Raw genomic sequence first — 17,146 nt, 5'->3', positions numbered from 1 at the left:
TCAGTTCGGCTTGCCGTGCCGGAGGAGGCTCGGCGCGAGGGGTAGGCTCCGCTCGCCCAGCTTTCCCGTGCCACCTCGCGAGTGCGAGAACAGCTTGTCCCGCTCGAAGCTGCTCGGCGCGGGCTCGCCAGGCGCGGGGATCGGCGCCGAGACCCAGTACGCATCGAAGCCCGACAGCGACGCCTCGCGCCCTTTGCCGGACGCCTGGGGCCCGCCCTTCGCGAGGTAGTCGCGGAAGGCGCGCTGGTAATCGGACCACTCCGGCCGCCGGATGCGATCGAGGTAGTCGGACCAGAGCTGGCCGAGCCGCGCCCCGGAATGCCCCGCAGGCTGGAGCCGCGGCTCCTCCCCGGTCAGCGGATCGATCGGCTCCGACGCGCGCGTCTGGCCGTCGATCACCATCAGCGCGTTGGCCCGCGGCGGCTCGGGCGCCATCACGTTCCACCTCGCCAGCATGCGCGGCCACGACGCCACGCCCGCGAGCACCGCCCCCTGCGGGACGGCCGCCGCGCCGGGCAGCGGGTTCTCCTTCGCCGTCTGCGCCAGCACCGCGGCGAGCACCACGAGCACCGCCGCCTCCCGCAGCGACCCCAGCGCGAGCCGCGCCGTCCGCACCGCCGGCGCAGGGACGTCCGGAGCGAGGCCCGCGTCGCCGCCGTCCGCTCCGCCCTCGTCGGGCAGCGGGACCCCGCACGCCTGCCGCCCGAGGAGCTCGCTGATGCGGTGCCTGCGGGCCGCGACAACGTCGTAGAGCGCGTTCAGGAGGTGCGAGATGCCCGGCAGCTTGAGCGGCCAGGCGAGCCAGCCGAGCGGCAACGCCAAGAGCCCCTCGGTCACCGCGGCGCCCCGCATGTACACGCGCCCCTTCCGGTCGATCGCGAGCGCCGTCCGCTCCACGAGCTCCGGCGTGACCTCCTTCGGCATCGGCACGCGCTCCTCGGCCCCCGTCTGGTTGCGGACGTAGAGCTCGTCGAGCGTCACATTGCCCTGGAACGTCAGGTGCTCGCGCAGATCGAGCCGCTTGACCAGGCGCGCCAGGAGGAGGCAAACGCCGCAGTCGGCGTCGTACACGAGCGTGCGCGCGCGCCCCTCGCTCCAGGAGCGCTCGTACACGTCCCAGAGCTCGCCGGGCAGCACCATCGGCGCCGCGGCGGCGAGCGCCCAGCCGAACAGCCCGAGATCGAAGAAGACCCCGAGGATCAGCCCGTGCAGGACCATCAGCGCGGCCGCGACCCCGCGCGTCCAGCGGAAGAGCGCCGGGACGAAGAGCAGCGCCGGGATCGCGAGCTGCATGGCCCACGTGCCGAAGGTGAGCCCGCGCAGCGTGCCGAGCGGCAGGAGGTCGCGGAGCCAGATGCCCGCGTCGCTCGCCAGGCGCTCGGCGTGGAGCGCATAGTAGAACGCCGTCCCGTCGCGCCACGCCTCGCCGCGCTGCTGGAGCGCCGTACAGAGGTAGATGAGGGCGAGCTGCAGCAGCACGGCCAGCGCGGCGAGCGACGTCGGCGACCACCCGGGCAGGCGCTCGGCCGCGATCTCGGCCTCCGAGGCCCTCGACCTGTCGTTCAGCTCCGTGTCGCGCTTCTCGTCCCGCAGGGAGAGCGAGGCGCGGAGGCTGTCGAGCGAGAAGCGGCTCCCGCACGGCAGGAACGCCGTGAGCGCGAGGATCGCGATCGCCGCGTAGTTGCCGGCGTTCTCGAGCAGGACGTTCCTCGACGTCAGGCTCACCAGCACGAGCAGCGAGAGCACATGGAAGACGCGCGTCCTGTGGCCGATGAGGAACAGGGCGTAGACGACGAGCGCCAGCGAGAAGGCGAAGTGGGCCTCTCCCTCCGTCGAGATGGCGTGGAACAGGCTGAAGACCTGCTGCTTGCCCCGGAGGTTGAAGAGGTGGTTGTGGTTCGGGAGGACGCCCTCGTTCGAGTAGAAGTCCCGCACCCATCGCCACCGACCGAAGAGGTCGGCGATAAGGACCAGCCCGAAGGTGATGCGAAACAACCCGAGCGAACGGGCATCAAGACGCAAGAAGTGATCGCGAAGTGATTTCACGGAGAATCCTCGACACGGAATCCGTAATCCGATGCGTGCTCGAGCTCAGGGACGCTCGGCTTACGCAAGAGCAGGGAGCGCACCGTCCAGAGATCGCCGAAGACGCGGTAGCGCAGCGCGGTCTGGTCGAGGTAATCGACGCCCGCGGAGCCGCCCGTGCCGGTGCGCCGGCCGATCACCCGCTCGACCATCCGCGCGTGGCGCTGCCGCCAGATGAGCATGGCCTGCTCCATCTCCAGGATGCGGTCGAGCACCTCGCGCGGCCACGCGAGGCGGGGCAGCTCGCGGTAGCTCTCGATGAAGACGATCGCCGCGCGGACCGCCCGGCGCTTCTCGCGCGTGGCCGCGTCGGCCGCCGGATCGTCCTCGGCGAGCAGGAACGCCTCGGCGGCCGCGCTCTCCGCCTCGTAGCGCGCGCGGAGCCGCTCGACGTCCGGCGGGGTGAGCGCCTTGTCGATCGCCATCTGGACGCGGCGCTCGTTCTCCTGGCGCATCGAGCGCGTGTAGCCGCGCAGGAAGCTCATGACGCCTTCCGGCTCGCTCGATCCGTCGATCGGCGTCCGCGAGAGCCACTCGTCCAGGAAGTGCTTGAGGCTCGGCCCGCTCGCGAGCCTCGCCTCCACGCGGCGCGTGGCCGCCGAGGGCGCGCCGTCCGCGGTCTTGAGCGCCTCCTTGTAGCTGCCCTCCCGGCCGAGCGGGATCCGGAGCGCGTCGTCGAGGCCCAGCAGGAGCTCGATTTCGCGCAGCTGCGCCGACTGGAAGCCGCTCGCGGGGATGAGGCGATCGCGGAAATCGAGGTAATCGCGGGTCGTGAGCGTCTCCATGACCCGGAAGTGCTCGATCGCCTGCTCGAAGATGGTGACGACCCGCCGGAACGAGCGCGCCGCGGAGGCGAGCTTCTGATCGGGCACGGGGTTCTGGCGGAAGAGCTCGCGCGCCGAGGTGAGCTCCCGGAGGATGAGCTTGAACCAGAGCTCGTAGATCTGGTGGACGACGATGAACAGGGCCTCGTCGTTGCCGACCTTCTGCTCGTCGTCGTCGAATCCACCCTGGAGGGCGAGCAGCTCCTCGACGTGGATGTAATCCCAGTAATTCATGTCCTTGGTGATTCGAGAGGCGCCGCCAGCGGCGTTCGTGCGGCGTGTTCGCAGCAAGCGGTGCGCCCGCGCCACGAGCGGCGCCGGGAGTCTACTTCCCGCCCCCCAGGAAACGGAAGGGCCTGGCACGGGTCGCACGGATTGCGCGTCTGCGCAAAAAGCAACGGGATGCGCCGCCGGGCGAGCGCGCGCGGCGTGGCGCGGCGCACGCGGGCGCCCTCCACCGCGGAGCGCGCGCGGCGCGCTCAGGGCGCGCTCGCGCCGCCGGGAGGCGGATCGGCCGGGGCGCGCCGCACGCCGTCGGGGCCCATGTCGACGGGCGGCGCGTAGCTCTTGAGCTCGGCCCGCTCGTAGCTCGCCCCGCCCGCGGCCTCGATCACCACCACACCGACGTCCGGGCAGAACGTCGACACGTAGCGCGCGGGCCTGTCGCCGAGGCGCTCCTCCACGGTCTGCACGCACCCCGTGAACCGCCCCGCGGGCACCTCGATCGCCACGTCGACCGCGGCGATCCGCGCGCGGCCGCCGTGCTCGCCGGTCCACGTGGTGCCGGGCGCGATCGGCTCCTTGAGCACGAAGACGCCCGTGTCGCCGCGGATCACGCCCTCGCCGGTGAACTCGAAGCGCTTCACGCCCGAGGGGAACCGGAGCTCGCCGCTGCGCGCGTCCGCGCGGTGCACGCGCGCGACGAGGAGGCCCTGCTCGCCGCCCTCGCTCAGGGTCGCGTAGTGGTAGATGTGCCCGTCGACGAGCGGGAAGTAGCGCTCGGCCCGCGTGCCCGAGGCGGCGCCCCGCTGCCCGTCGGGCGCCGCGTTCCACGCCGCGGGCCGACCCGGGCGGGGGGCGCCCCCGCAGGCGATCAGCGCGAGCGCGAGCGCTGCGAGCCAGCGCGCCGGGGGGCGGCCTGAGGGACGTCCGGGCTCGGCGTTCACCGCGCTGCCTCCTCGGGGATCACGGGGCCGCGTGGCCGTGGGACCAGTACCAGAGCGCGAGGAACGCGAGCAGCGCCATGGCCGCGACGAGCAGGACGACGGCCAGCGGGTCGGGGTCGATCCGGCGCAGCAGCGCCCGCGCCGCGCGGCGGAGCTCGTCGCGCTCGCGCTCGTGCTGCTCCGCCAGGTCATGCGAGGATTTCACGTCGTCGCGAGCCCGGTAGGGATGGTCCTCCTCCGGAGGCTGGCGGCTCGGCCTGTCGCGCTCGATCTCCCCGGCCAAGAGCCGCCTCGCGCCTTCCCGGACCAGCGCGTAGTCGCCGCGCTCGAACGCCTGCTCGAGGCGCTCGATCTCGGGATGGCGAGGGCGCGCCGGCGCGGCGTCGCCGGGGGGCGGCGCCGTCTTCTCGTCGCGCCGCTTCCCGCGCTTCTTCGGCGGGCGCCGCGGCTCGGCGTCGGACTGCGCGTCCGGCGGCGAGCTCGCATCCGGCTCGGGCCGGGCGTCGGTGTCGGCCTGCTCCGTGTCCGTCACGTACAGCTCTCGGTGGTGATGTAGGCCATGGCCGAACCCGCGGCAGAGCCCCGGGACGGCGCAGGCTACCTCAGGCCCGGCCGCGCGTGCCCGAAAAAGGCCCGAAAGGCCGCTGTCCGCCGGCGCTTGCCACCGGCGGACCGCCCGGGCGCTCCGGTGGCGAGCGCCGGGCGCGCGGCGCGTTCATCCGATGCGCCCCGGCCTACTCGAACGGCAGCCGGTTCCGCTGCCGATCGACCTCGGCCGGATCCGGGCGATCTCGCCACGGGACCATCGCCTCGCCCTCGCCGCTCACCACGCAGCGGAGCGCCTCGCAGGCGGCCCGGTAGTACGCCTTGCGACCGCAGCCGACGGCCTTGAAATGACCGCCGAGCTGCTCCTCGATGCGGACGTCCTTGTCGGCGCAATCGAGGTCGGAGGTGGCGCGCGCCCGGACCATCGGCATCGCGTTCGCTGGCACGTTGGACACGCTGCACGCCAGCGAGAGCGCGCCGGCGAGGAGCACAGCGAGGGGGGCGAGGGCGGCGAGAGGGGGCGGGCGCACGGCGGGAGCGTAGTGCACCGTTCGGCTCGAAATCCCGAGAAATGAACCGCGGCAAGCCGGCGGCGAGCCGGCGAGCCCACCGCGCTCGCCCTCGATCCCGGCGCCCTCCGCCTCTTGCGCAGCCTTGCCCGCCCGCTCCCTCCGCCCCGTCGCGCACGCTCTGCACACGCGCCCCAGAGCGGCGGTCACCCGCACAGGAGACGGGTCCAGATCGGCGTTTTCGGCGCGGAAGCGCACTCCAGTGCGCTGAGCACCGAAAACGCCGAGATGGGCCCGTATCCGAAGCGGGTGACCGCCGCTCTCAGAATTGGAAGTACACGAACGGCACCGCGGCCGCGCTCGCCGCCTCGTGGAGCCCGATCGCGACAAGGAACAGCAGCGCGCCCTGCACCGGCGCAGGCGCCGCGATGAAGGCGCCGCGCGCGCGCTCGTACAGGCGCTCCGGCACGTAATGGGACAGGAGCGCGACCCCGAGGAGCGCGACGAGCACGGGCGGGAGGTTCGGGTGGAAGGTCGTCAGCGTGCCGATCTGCCGCAGGATGAGCACGGCCTGCGAGAACGTCGGCACGCGGAAGAAGATCCACGCGAAGCAGACGTAGTGGAACGTCAGCAGCACGCACAGCGCGCGGAGGGGAACGCGGGAGAGGGGCGAGCCCGCGGTCGCGCCCCCGCGCTCGCCCTCGCCGGCGGATCGCCAGCGCTGGAAGGCGCGCGTCACGGCGAGGCCGAGGCCGTGGAGGAAGCCCCAGAAGACGAAGTTCCACGATGCCCCGTGCCAGAGGCCGCCGAGCAGCATCGTGATCATCAGGTTGCGGTACGTCGCCAGCTCGGAGCCACGGTTGCCGCCGAGCGGGATGTACAGGTAGTCGCGGAGCCAGGTGGAGAGCGAGATGTGCCAGCGGCGCCAGAAATCGGCGAGGTTGTGCGCCTTGTACGGCGCGTCGAAGTTCTTCGGGAACCGCACGCCGAGCAGGAGCGCCGAGCCGATCGCGATGTCGGTGTAGCCGGAGAAATCGCAGTAGATCTGCGCGGCGTAGCCGTAGACGCCCGCGAGGACCTCCACGGCCGAGTAGTTCTCCGGGCGCTCGAACACGCGGTCGACGAGGTTGAGCGCGAGCTGGTCGGAGAGGACGACCTTCTTCACGAGGCCGATCGCGACGAGGAACAGGCCCTCCCCGCCCTCCTCGAGGGTGAGGCTCGGGGCGCGCTCGAACTGCGGGAGCAGGTCCCGCGGGCGAACGATCGGCCCGGCGACGAGGTGCGGGAAGAAGGCGACGAAGAGCAGGTAGCGGAGGTAGCTCTTGTGGGGCGGGAGCTCGCCCCGGTACACGTCGACGACGTAGCTCATCGACTCGAACGTGAAGAACGAGATGCCGACCGGCGGCAGGAGCACCCGGAACGCGTGGCCCACGCTCGCCGGCTCGCCCGTGAGCAAGGCGCGGAGCGCCGCCGCGTTCTCGAGCGCGAAGTTCCAGTACTTGAAGAACCCCAGGAACCCGAGGTTCAGCGCCACGGTGGCGATGAGCATCGCGCGCCGCGCCCGGGGCCGCTCCTCGCGGGCGATCGCGCGGGCGAGCAGGAAGTCGACCGTGGACGAGGCGAAGATGAGCGGCAGGTAGCGCCAGTCCCAGGCCGCGTAGAACCCGTAGCTCACGAGCAGCAGGAACACGAGGCGCGGCCAGGCGCCGGCGTACCGCACGAGCGCCCACGATCCGACGAAGACGGCGGCGAAGAACTCGGCGTAACGGAGGGTATTGAAGAGCACGGCCGGTCGGATCCCGGGTCAGGCTGCGGCGAGGGGCGCGGCGCGCGGCGGGGCCGAGCGCGTTGTCGAGGAGGAGCGGGCTACCCGGGCGGTGGGGGGCCGTCTACCACAGGGAGCGCGGCGCGGTCGCGCTCCTGGCGCGGCCCGATGGCGCCGCGCGGTCGCGCTCACAACGCGGCGCCCTGCGGAACGGCGCGGGACGGCGCGGGACGGCGCGGGACGGCGCGGAACGGTACGAAACGGCGCGGAATGGTACGGGACGGCGCGGAACGGCGCCGGGAACGCGACCGCGCGGGGCCGCGTTTCAACGGCGCCATGGCGCCGCGCGATGTTGAACGGCGCCCCGCGTCGTGCCAAGGATGGATCTGATGCTGGGTCGCCTGATCCTCGGGGTTGTGAAGGGGCTCATCGTGGGGGGCCTGCTGGGCTTCGCGCTGGCGAAGCTCGGCTTCGCCGCGCCCATGGCGATCGTCGCCTACCTGGCCGCGGCGCTCGCCGGGGTCCTCGTGGGCCTGATCGCGGGCAAGCCCATCTGGGCGAAGGACGCGAAGATCGAGGCGGGGATGAAGGCCTTCGTCGGGGCGCTGCTCGGCGCTGGCCTGATGTACGCCGCGCGCCGGTGGCTCACGGTGCCGGTGCCGCTGCCGCTCGGCGAGCTCGGGGGCGCAAACCTGTCGCTCGGCGAGGCCGCGGGGGGCACCGGGACGTTCGGCGGCCTGGCGATCACGTCGCTCGCCGCGATCGCCGCGCTGCTCGGCGGCTTCTACGAGGCCGACAACGACCCTTCGGACGAGGAGAAGCCGGGCGCGAAGCCGGCGGTGAAGGCGGCGGCCGGGGGCAACAACAAGCGCATCGCCTCGTCCGCCGCGGCGGACGAGCTCGACGACGACCTCGAGGTCGAGCCCGAGAAGAAGCGCGCGAAGAAGTAGCCGGTGCCGTTCGCGCGGGCCCTCCTCTACGCGGCGTCGCTCGGCGCGCTCGCGCTGGTCGCGCGCTCGCTGCTCGTCGCGCCGGTGCCCATGGCGGTCGCGGGCGCGGCCATCGCCGGCTACCTCGCGCTCGTCCTGTGCGGGGTCTTCTTCCTCGGGCTCGGGATGTTCGTCGACGTCGTGAAGCGCGGCCCGCCCGGCGCGCGGGGCGTGGCGCTGACGTTCGACGACGGGCCGAGCCCGGAGCACACGCCGGCGGTCCTCGCGCTCCTCGACGAGGCGGGCGTGAAGGCGACGTTCTTCGTCATCGGCCGCAAGGCCGAGGCCCACCCGGAGCTCGTCCGCGAGATCGCGGCGCGGGGCCACGCCATCGCCCTGCACAGCCACGCGCACGACCGGCTCTTCTCGCTGCGCTCGGCCCGCCGGGTCGAGCGCGACCTCCGGCAGAACCTCGACGTCATCGAGCGGATCACCGGCGCCCGCCCCACCCTCTTCAGGCCACCGGTCGGCCACACGAGCCCACGCATCGCCCGCGTGGTGGACGCGCTCGACCTCGACGTAATCGGCTGGTCGGCGCGGGGGTTCGACGGGCTCGCCGGGGCGGACCCCGGGCGGGTGGCGGCGCGGATCATCCCGGGGCTCCGCGACGGGGCCATCGTGCTGCTCCACGACGCGGCCGAGCGCGACGATCACGCGCCCGCGGGGCCCCTGGCGCTCCCGCGCATCCTGGCGGCGATGGAGAAGCGCAACCTGGTCGGGGTCCGCGTCGATGCGTGGCTCGACGACGGCGCGCGGGACGCCTAGACCATCTCCGTCGGGTGGCGCTACGCTCGGTCCGATGGCCGCGCCGGTGAGTCTGACGCTCTTTGCGCATATCGCCGGGAGACCGGAGGACGAGCTCGACCTCGCCGAGGCGGCGCTCCTCATCGACGACGCCGCGTATCCGGGCCTCGACATCCCGCATTACCTCGGCGTGCTCGACCGGCTCGGCGGCGAGGCGCGGCGCGCTGTCGATCGCCCCCTGCGCGCCGCGGAGGCGACGCCGGGCAGCGGCCCCATCGAGCAGCTGCTCCGCTGGTTCTACGGCGACCTCGGGTTCCACGGCAACTCCGGGGACTACTACGACCCGAAGAACAGCTACCTGCACGAGGTCCTGGATCGCCGGACGGGCATCCCCATCACGCTGGCCGTCGTCCTCCTCGAGGTGTGCTGGCGCGCGGGCCTCGAGGCCCAGGGCGTCTCGTTCCCGGGCCATTTCCTCGTGAGGACGCCGGTCCGCGGCGGCGTGCTGCTCATCGACCCGTTCGAGGGCCGCCTGCTCGGCCGGGACGACCTGCGCGCGCTGCACACCCGCGCCACGGGCGCCACGCGCGATCCGGAGCCGCGGCTGCTCGTGCCCGCGCAGAAGCGGCAGATCCTCGTGCGCATGCTGAACAACCTGCGGTCGATCTACTCGAGCCGCTCGGACGCGTCGCGGCTGCGCAGCGTGCTCGAGCGGATGCAGGTGCTCGCGCCGACCGACGAGCTCCGGAAGGAGCTCGATCAGCTCGGCGGCGAGCGGCCGTGGCCGTCGTCGGGGCGGGGCGTGAACTGACGCGGCCCGATCGCCGCTCGCGCACCGCGCGCGCTCGGATACGCTCGTCGGCATGGGTCAACCCGCCACGACCCCCCCGACCTTCGAGGAGCTCTACCAGAGCATCCGCGCCCTGCCCGAGCACCTGACGGGCGAGATCCTGGAGCCCGGCGTCCTCCGCACGATGTCGCGGCCCGGGAAGCGCCACCGCCGCGCGGCCAGGCTCTGCCTGCACGGCCTCGTCCCGTTCGACGCGAACGTCGGCGGCGTCGGCTGGTGGATCGAGCCCGAGACGGAGATCCGTTTCCCCGGCGGCCGGCTCGCCGTGCCTGACCTGTGCGGCTTTCAGGTCGAGCGGGTCCCCGAGCTGCCGGACGAGAGCCCGCTGACGATCCTCCCCGACTGGTGCTGCGAGGTCCTGTCGCCGCGGACCGCCCGCGACGACGTGGCGGTGAAGCTGCCGCTCTACGCGCGCTCCGGCGTCGGCTGGAGCTGGATCGTGGACCCGATGCGCCGGCTGGTCGAGGTCTTCGAGACGGTCGGTGGGAGGCCGGCGCTCACGGCGACCGCGCAGGACGACGAGCGCGCTGTGCTACCGCCCTTCAACGGAGAGCTCGCGGTCGCCTCGTGGTGGCTCCCGGGCCCTGTCGAGGAGTAGCGCCCTCCCGTCAGCCTCGTCCCCCCGCCCCCGGCAGCAGCACCACGAACCGCGCTCCGCCGTCCGCGCCTCGCTCGACCCCGATCGTCCCGCCGGCCGCCTCCACGAGCCCCCGGCACACAGCGAGCCCGAGCCCCGTCCCCTCGCCGACCTCCTTGGTCGTGATGAACGGCTCGAACAGCGTCTCGCGGACCGCCTCCGCGATCCCCGGCCCGTTGTCCTCGACCTCGATCCGCGCGCCCCCGCCCGCGCCCCGCGACGCGCGCACCGCCACGCGCCCCCCGACGCGCGGCACCGCGTCGGCCGCGTTCAGGAGCAGGTTCAGGAGCACCTGCACGAGCTGCCCGTGCGCGAGCGCCACGGCCGGCACGTCGGGCGCGACGTCCCGCTCGAGCTCGATCGCGCGGAACGCCTTCTGCGGCGTGACGAGCGAGACGACGTCGCCGATCGCCTCCGCGACCGACCCCGAGGGGAGGTGCCCTGCCTCTCCATCGCCGCCGGCCTCGGCCGCGCCGCGCGCCGCGGGCCGGGCGAAGTCGAGCAGATCGCGCAGGATCTTGTGGATCCGCTCCGTCTCCCGCTTCATCCGCTCGACGAAGTCGCGCTCCTCGGCCGGCGTGAGGCCCCCGGCGAGCAGCAGATCCTGCAGGCCGAGGATCGCCGCGAGCGGGTTGCCGATCTCGTGCGCGAGCCCCGCCGCCAGGCGCCCCACGGACGCGAGCCGCTCCGAGCGGACCAGCCGCTCCTGCGCGCTCTTCAGGTCCGCCGCGTAGCGCTCGATCTCGGCGATCTTCGCCCGCAGCGACTCCTCGTCGGCGCGGAGGCGGCCCGTCATGAGCGCTAGGCTCGCGCCGAGCTCCGCGAGCTCCCGCGCGCCGGCCCGCGGCACCTCCAGGTCGCGCGCCCCGCCGGCCACGCGGCGCGCGGCCTCCGACACCGCGTCGATCGGCCGCACCACGAGGTGCGTCATGGAGATGTACGCGAACACGAGCAGCGCCAGCGCCACGATGCCCGTGTAGAGCGCCACGATCCGCACGAGCGGCGCGGCGGCCACCGTCGACGGGTCGGTCGGCACCAGCACGGCCACGGAGCCCATCGACGTCGCGGGCGCAGGCTCCGCGCCGGACGCCGCCTCGCGCGCGGGCTCCGGGACGACCACCAGGAGCGCATCGCCGCGCGCCGTCCGCACCGTCTTCAGCACCTCCGTGCCGCCCTCCACCGAGGCCGGCAGCGCCGCCACGATCTCCGGCTCCCCGGCGCGGACCGAGAGCGCCCCGGCCGCGTCGTAGACGCCGATCGCCGACGCCCCGTCCGGGCCGAGCTGCGCCTCGAGCAGGAGCGAGAGCTCCGGGGCGGAGCGGGTCGTCCGCGCGGCGGCCACGTGCCCGGCGATGGCGCGGCCGATCGCGCGGGCGCTCGACGCGCGCGCGCCGCTCATCGTGGCCCGCGTGAGGCTGGCCACGGCGAAGAAGAGCGGCAGGAACGCCAGGAGGAGCAGCGCGCCGAGCGCGAACAAGAGCTGAAGCCGGATCCCGAGCCGCACGGTGTTGTCTGCCCCCTGTCGTACCGTCCTCGCCCAGCTCGGCGCCCGCTCATCCGTGGCATCGCGCCGGGCTCGGAGGAACGACCTCTCTGATAGCGGCATGCGCGCCCATGGCAAAGCTCGCGAGGCTCGCGAGGCTCGCGAGGTTCCGACCGACGGCTGGGCCTGGCGCCCGCCGCGCTGGCCTGGTACCCGCCGCGCCGAGCTGGTACCCGCCGTCGGAACGAGACGTGAACGACGTAAACAGCGTGAACCAGCGTGAACCACGCTGGCTGTTACAACGGCGGAACCTCCTATGCGCTTGATCGCTCGCCCGGAGTCGTGACATCATGGCTGGTTCAATGGGGATAGTCTTATGAGCTTGCTCGAATCCTCCTCCGACGTGATCGACCCACACCATGTTCCTTTCCTCGCCGGCTCCGCCGCCCGCGACGCGCGCCCGTCGACCGGCCGGCGCGACCGCTCGACCGAGCGCGCCGGGCTGGCTGCGGCGGGCGACGCCGATCACGACCTGCTCCGCCTCGAGATCGAGCTCCTCCGCCGCGGCGGTCGGGACGCCCTGGAGCTGCGCCGGGAGCTCGCGGCGTTCTTCTTCGTCGTCATCGCCCTCTTCGGCGTCGCGCAGCTCGTCCGGGATCTCATCCACGCCCACCTGCCGCCGCTGCTCCAGATGGGCTATTCGTGGGGCTTCCTGCTGCTGCTGCTCGTGCCGATCGGGTGGTTCGTCCGGCGGCAGCCGCTGCCGCTCGCGCGGCTCGGCGTGACGCTCTCGGGCGCGCGGCATAGCCTCCGCGAGGCGCTCGTCATCGCCGCCATGGCCTTCGCCGCGTGCCTCGCGCTCCGCGCGGGGCCGGCCCTGCGCGGTGAGCCGTGGCTCGACTGGGGCTCGGTCGCGGGGTATTCGGGCCTCGAGTTCGCGATCTTCCTCGCGAGTTATGGGCCGCACTGCCTGCTCCAGGAGTTCATCGCGCGCGGCGTGATCCAGACCTCGCTCGAGCGGCTCCTGCCCGACGCCGGGCGCCTCGCGCCCATCGTCGTCACCTCGGTGCTCTTCGGCGTGTTCCACCTGTATGTCTCGCTGGCCTTCGCGGTCATCACCTTCGCCGCGAGCGTCCTCTTCGGCCTCTTTTACGCGCGCCACCGCACCCTCGTCGGCGTCACCGCCGTCCATCTCACGGTCGGCCTCGCCAGCGTCGCCGCCGGCCTCAACTGACCCTCTCCGCGACAGGCAAGCACGTGGGCAGGATCCTCCCAGGTGTACGTCCCCGGTAGAGCCATCCTCGATGCAAGAAGCGGGGAGTGGCCTGGTGAGGTACCATGTGGTGACTGCGCCGAGATCGGGCGCACAACATGGTCTTTATGGCCTTGCGCTTGCTCTCCGCCCGCGCACGTGCTCGGCGTGCTCAGGGTCGCGGACCGGATGGGATCTCCCGTGCCGGCGTCTGCGCCCGCGCCCGAGCCGCAAGCGAGGCGAGTGTGAGGAGGTCTGCGGCTACAGGGGCTGCGCTGTGCGCGATCGCTGCGGTTCACCCCATGCCGGCCTGCACGCCGGGCATCGAGCCGGACCAAGACCGCTGGTCCGCCGAGCCGGCGGCATCGTCCCTGGGACGCGCGACGCAGCGGGCGAGCGGGGTTGGGTGGAAGGCCACTCGCATGAATGACTTCAATCGCGACGAGATGGTGGATGTGCTCTGGGAGCACCCCGAGAAGAGCCTGGCGGCGATCTGGCTGATGGAGGGGACCCAGCCGGTCGCGCCGGGGCCGGTGATCCCGGGGCCGCTCGGCCAGGGCTGGGAGGCGGTCAACGCGGGTGACTTCAACTCCGACGGCATGGCGGATGTGCTCTGGCGCAACATCGACCAGAACCTGGTGGCCATATGGCTGATGGAAGGGAGCCAGCTGCTCTCGCCGGGGCCGATCATCCCGGGGCCGCTCGGCCGGGGCTGGAAGGTCGTCGCGGTGGGCGATCTGAACCGCGACAGCATGGCGGATGTGCTCTGGAACGACAAAGAACAGAACGTGATGACGACATGGGCGATGGATGGGTCTCAGCTGCTCGCGCCGGGGCCGATCATCCCGGGGCCGCTCGGCCAGGGCTGGGTGGCGCGCGGCGCGAGGGACTTCAACCGCGACGGCATGGCAGACGTGCTCTGGGAGAACACGGAGCAGAGCCTGATAGCCGTCTGGCTGATGGACGGCGTTCAGCTGCTCGCGCCGGGGCCGGTGATCCCCGGGCTCGGCGGCGGCTTTCACGTCGTCACCGCGCGGGACTACAACGCCGACGGCATGGCGGACGTGCTCTGGAACGACAAGGAGCAGAACCTCATGGCCGTCTGGCTGATGGAGGGCAGCACCCTGGTGATCTCGGCAGGACCGGTGATCCCGGGGCCGCTCGGCCGCGGCTGGGAAGCATGCCCCGCCGCCGACAGCAATTTCGACGGCATGGCGGACGTGCTCTGGTACGCCACAGGAACGAACCAGGCGGCGGTCTGGTTGATGAACGGCACTCAGCTGCTCGCGCCGGGGCCGGTGTTTCTAGGGCCCTACGACGGCGGGTGACAGGGCGCCGCCCCACGTCCGCTGCGCTGCCTCCGCGTCGGCGGCGCCGGCGGGGCCGGCGTCGCGGACGACGCGGAGGCAGCGAGGAGACGGAGGAGCGCTGAACACAGCCGATGTTGTGCAACAATTTCGGGCACTTACGTCCGCGCCGACCGTCCCCCGCGACGATCCCTCCGGAGCGCGCAGCAATGATGAATACAGCGTGGCTGTCCAGGAGGCGCAGGGCGCGCAGGAGATTCTTGTTCCCTCGGGTCAGCGCCGTGATTTGTCATTGACAGCCGCGAATCGCTTTGCTCTTCCTTTTAATGCTGCCCTTCTGAACCGACCGGGACGTACATGACCGCCGCATGCTCCGCGACCGCCCTCTCGTACGAGTCCATCCGCGTTCCGGTCCAGCGTGGCGTTCGTCGGGACGGAGGCGGCCTTGGCTCGCGGGATTGAGCTGGATCGTTCGCGCTATCCGCTGGTCGTGATGCGGGCCGGCGAGCACTACACCCAGGACGATTGGGACGTGCTGATGAGGGGCATGATCCAGCTCATCGTGTCGGGGCCGTTCGGCCTGATCAACGACACGCGCGGCAGCAGCATGCCGAACGCCGTGCAGCGGCGAGCCGTCGCGCAGATGTACGCCGACTACGAGCGGCAGGCGCGCGCGCACCTGCTCGCGTCCGGCATCGTGGGCGATTCCAGCCTGGTGAACGGCATCCTGACCGCGCTCAACTGGCTGAAGCCGCCGCCGCATCCCGTCAGGGTCTTCTCGTCGATGACCGACGCGGAGCGCTGGGTGCTCCAGCATTTCAACGTCGAGCTCCGCCAGCAGGCCCAGGCGCGGAGCGTCGAGCACAGGGTCGGCTGACCGGCGCGCCGCGCCAGGAGATGACGACGGGGCGCGCCGGTGGAGGGTCGGCGAGCTCGAACGCTCAGCGTGAACGCTGACCAACGACACATCGAGGCAGCTGGGAAGTCAGGGGAGATGGCGAGATGGGCGGCGAGCTGGCCGGGCAGCGCCTGGCGCAACGCGCCGCACCGAGGCAGCGGATGTGGTCAGCGAGGTGGCTCGACGTCGCTCATGTCCGGGGCGACCCCTCCCCGGTCGCCGGATCGACGCGCACGCCGATCACCTCGCCTGTGTACACGTCATCTCTGGACATCTTCCGTCCCTCCGTCCGCAGGCACCGCTCCTCCAGCTGCCAGCAGCAGTTGTCGTCGGCGAAGGCCTGGATGCCATACTCCCATCCACCGTCGCCGCAGGCTCGCCCCACGACGACCCCGCACGTGCCCCACAACCGCCCCGGCGCTGCGTCGCAGGGGAGAATGGATACAACCTCGTAAAAATCGAACTTCGGCTCCATATCCGTGCGTGCTCTCTCCTTTCAACGAGACGTTCACGTGTCGCATGTTCGGCGACGCCCACCCGCGCTGAGCCCTCGAGGCAGCGGCTCCGCCTTGATCCGCGCCGCCTGCGTTCACAGCCGCTGGGCCGCTCCCACCGTGTTTGGGCCGCACAGCAAGCTTAAGATGAGGCGTACCTGCTAGATTCCTCTTCGAGATACTGCCGCCATTTATCGAACAACCTCTGCTCGTTCAGCATTACGCTCCCGAGATCCGGCTCATCGGATGGCATATACCGAACAAAGCAGGCGACACGTTCTGGATAGCCGAAGTCCGCATACACTTCCTCGACGCGCTGCAGCGGGTCAGCGAGCTCATCCCTGCGCTCGAATATCCATGCCAACGTGAGATAGAGCCATTTTCGACGAATCTCCTCGATATCCTCCTCGGGTTCAGCGCGAGCAAGGATCTCCACATGGGAGCGAATCGCATCGTTTTCTGCTTCTTCCAGACCTGCCAGCTCAACAAGGACCGAGGCGGAGTTGTCACTGGCGGCGATCTGGGCAGCCGCGACACAGGCTGGCGCCCCTGGATCCAGTAATTTTTCATCGAGACCAAAACCAACCTCGCACCAGCTCAGTCGAACTCTGCCTTCGATAAAGCTGTACGGAATGCTCACCGCGACCAGTTCCATTTGCCTCTCTACTGCACCAACTTTTGATTGGGCATACCATTGATGATGCCACCGGGAATGAACCGCTGATGGGACACGACGCTGCTCGGCTCCAGGATGTATTCAAATATTCCGGCCTTTCCGCCAGCGAAACACGAGCCGTTGAGCCTGAGCTGCGCTGCTCGCGACATCTCCTGCCGCCCTCACCGCCGCTGGAGGCGCGGCCGGCTGGCTCGGCGCCGCCGTCGGCAGCTTGCCCGCGACCTTGGCGACGACGGGCTTCGTGACCTCAGGGTTGTTGTGCACGTAGCTGTAGCGGTGCCTCGCCTGGTTGAACTACGCCTGCCAGACCCATCATGAAGGTGCCGAAGGTCTGAGCACCATGCCGAGCGACTTCATCTTCTTCAGGTACGCGAGAGATCTCATCTCGGGGCAATCCAAAACAGCCTCCTGAAACACCAGCGGCGGACAGTAGTCATGAGCATCAATATAGTGGGCGATCAAGCTCGGAGCGACATACACACCATGATCCGCTGGAATGAATAGGTTGTTCGCTCCAACACGGATCGCCGTATCCTCGAACCAAAGCTCGGCGGATCCACCAGTGAACCGGCAATAGGAGCACCTGTGGAAACCCGCAAGCGCAACGGGCTGCCATGGGTTGGAAAGCAGACGCACGAGGGCTTCGAAGAACCTCTTCGATACCGAGCCTGTCGCGAACGGATGGCTCGGCTCATGCCACCCGACCGCGAGCAGAATGTCCTGCCAACGACCGAAGTAATCACACGGGCTCAGATCTGGATAATAAACCACGGCTCCTCCACGATCAGCCAATCCGACGGGCGGCATGATGTGCCGCGCGATGCGGTTTCGTTCGAAATATTGGCTCGAATCTAGAGCCAAGGCCATGCAGCACCTCGACCTGACGCCATGACTCCCGGAAGGAGCGTTCCGCCGCGCTGC

17 protein-coding genes are annotated in these 17,146 nt (G+C 71.2%); 7 read left to right on the top strand and 10 right to left on the bottom strand.

The features are described from left to right. The 6 genes from WMF46_RS44965 to WMF46_RS44940 form a co-directional block, all read right to left on the bottom strand. Complete coding sequence (locus WMF46_RS44965) at positions 1-2,046, bottom strand: DCC1-like thiol-disulfide oxidoreductase family protein (protein ID WP_437982854.1); 2,046 nt, start codon at positions 2,044-2,046, stop codon at positions 1-3. Beyond that, positions 2,043-3,155, bottom strand: coding sequence for a tryptophan 2,3-dioxygenase family protein (locus WMF46_RS44960; protein ID WP_437555623.1), 1,113 nt, complete (start codon positions 3,153-3,155; stop codon positions 2,043-2,045). Before WMF46_RS44960 ends, WMF46_RS44965 begins: the two co-directional genes overlap by 4 nt. Before the next feature lie 233 nt (positions 3,156-3,388). Continuing rightward, a complete protein-coding gene (locus WMF46_RS44955) occupies positions 3,389-4,075 on the bottom strand; it encodes a hypothetical protein (protein WP_437982853.1) in 687 nt (228 codons plus the stop codon). Between the two features lie 19 nt (positions 4,076-4,094). Continuing rightward, on the bottom strand, positions 4,095-4,607 hold the full coding sequence (locus WMF46_RS44950; protein ID WP_437982852.1) for a hypothetical protein: 513 nt from the start codon (positions 4,605-4,607) through the stop codon (positions 4,095-4,097). A 202-nt stretch (positions 4,608-4,809) separates the two neighbouring features. Further along, the gene (locus tag WMF46_RS44945) at positions 4,810-5,151 is read right to left on the bottom strand and encodes a hypothetical protein (RefSeq protein ID WP_437982851.1); all 342 of its coding nucleotides are present in this window, start codon (positions 5,149-5,151) and stop codon (positions 4,810-4,812) included. A 301-nt stretch (positions 5,152-5,452) separates the two neighbouring features. Further along, positions 5,453-6,916, bottom strand: a complete 1,464-nt coding sequence (locus WMF46_RS44940) for an MBOAT family O-acyltransferase (protein ID WP_437982850.1) — start codon at positions 6,914-6,916, stop codon at positions 5,453-5,455. 368 nt (positions 6,917-7,284) lie between these two features. Between WMF46_RS44940 and WMF46_RS44935 the strand changes: the two genes are divergently transcribed. Genes WMF46_RS44935 through WMF46_RS44920 form a run of 4 tightly spaced genes read left to right on the top strand, consistent with a single transcriptional unit; the run spans position 7,285 to position 10,076 of the window. Further along, entirely contained in the window at positions 7,285-7,845 is a 561-nt protein-coding gene (locus WMF46_RS44935) for a hypothetical protein (RefSeq protein ID WP_437982849.1), read from the top strand. A 3-nt stretch (positions 7,846-7,848) separates the two neighbouring features. Beyond that, positions 7,849-8,649 (top strand): polysaccharide deacetylase family protein, encoded by an 801-nt coding sequence (locus WMF46_RS44930; RefSeq protein ID WP_437742682.1) that lies wholly within the window; start codon positions 7,849-7,851, stop codon positions 8,647-8,649. A 34-nt stretch (positions 8,650-8,683) separates the two neighbouring features. Beyond that, complete coding sequence (locus tag WMF46_RS44925; protein ID WP_437713296.1) at positions 8,684-9,439, top strand: SirB1 family protein; 756 nt, start codon at positions 8,684-8,686, stop codon at positions 9,437-9,439. Positions 9,440-9,491: 52 nt separating this feature from the next. Continuing rightward, positions 9,492-10,076 carry a Uma2 family endonuclease gene (locus tag WMF46_RS44920; protein ID WP_437982848.1) on the top strand — a complete coding sequence of 195 codons (585 nt, stop codon included), beginning with the start codon at positions 9,492-9,494 and terminating at the stop codon, positions 10,074-10,076. Between the two features lie 10 nt (positions 10,077-10,086). Here the strand turns inward: WMF46_RS44920 and WMF46_RS44915 are convergent, their stop codons facing one another. Then, a complete protein-coding gene (locus WMF46_RS44915; protein WP_437982847.1) occupies positions 10,087-11,721 on the bottom strand; it encodes an ATP-binding protein in 1,635 nt (544 codons plus the stop codon). A gap of 253 nt (positions 11,722-11,974) precedes the next feature. On the opposite strand from WMF46_RS44915, the gene WMF46_RS44910 reads away from it, so the two are divergent. The 3 genes from WMF46_RS44910 to WMF46_RS44900 all read left to right on the top strand — a co-directional run bounded on the left by WMF46_RS44910 (position 11,975) and on the right by WMF46_RS44900 (position 15,034). Next, a complete protein-coding gene (locus WMF46_RS44910) occupies positions 11,975-12,832 on the top strand; it encodes a CPBP family intramembrane glutamic endopeptidase (RefSeq protein WP_437982846.1) in 858 nt (285 codons plus the stop codon). A gap of 440 nt (positions 12,833-13,272) precedes the next feature. Then, positions 13,273-14,178 carry an FG-GAP repeat domain-containing protein gene (locus tag WMF46_RS44905; RefSeq protein WP_437982845.1) on the top strand — a complete coding sequence of 302 codons (906 nt, stop codon included), beginning with the start codon at positions 13,273-13,275 and terminating at the stop codon, positions 14,176-14,178. Positions 14,179-14,602: 424 nt separating this feature from the next. After that, entirely contained in the window at positions 14,603-15,034 is a 432-nt protein-coding gene (locus tag WMF46_RS44900; RefSeq protein ID WP_437982844.1) for a hypothetical protein, read from the top strand. Positions 15,035-15,245: 211 nt separating this feature from the next. Here the strand turns inward: WMF46_RS44900 and imm31 are convergent, their stop codons facing one another. From imm31 to WMF46_RS44885, 3 genes are all read right to left on the bottom strand, one after another. Then, positions 15,246-15,530, bottom strand: coding sequence for an Imm31 family immunity protein (imm31, locus tag WMF46_RS44895; RefSeq protein WP_437982843.1), 285 nt, complete (start codon positions 15,528-15,530; stop codon positions 15,246-15,248). A gap of 161 nt (positions 15,531-15,691) precedes the next feature. Beyond that, positions 15,692-16,204, bottom strand: a complete 513-nt coding sequence (locus WMF46_RS44890; protein ID WP_437982842.1) for a DUF2247 family protein — start codon at positions 16,202-16,204, stop codon at positions 15,692-15,694. 333 nt (positions 16,205-16,537) lie between these two features. After that, a complete protein-coding gene (locus WMF46_RS44885) occupies positions 16,538-17,092 on the bottom strand; it encodes a hypothetical protein (protein ID WP_437982841.1) in 555 nt (184 codons plus the stop codon). Positions 17,093-17,146: the final 54 nt, after the last annotated feature.

Source organism: Sorangium sp. So ce117 (assembly GCF_051524395.1).
In the GTDB taxonomy this organism is placed as follows: Bacteria; Myxococcota_A; Polyangia; order Polyangiales; family Polyangiaceae; genus Sorangium; species Sorangium cellulosum_B.
This window is presented reverse-complemented; position numbering and strand designations above follow the sequence as displayed.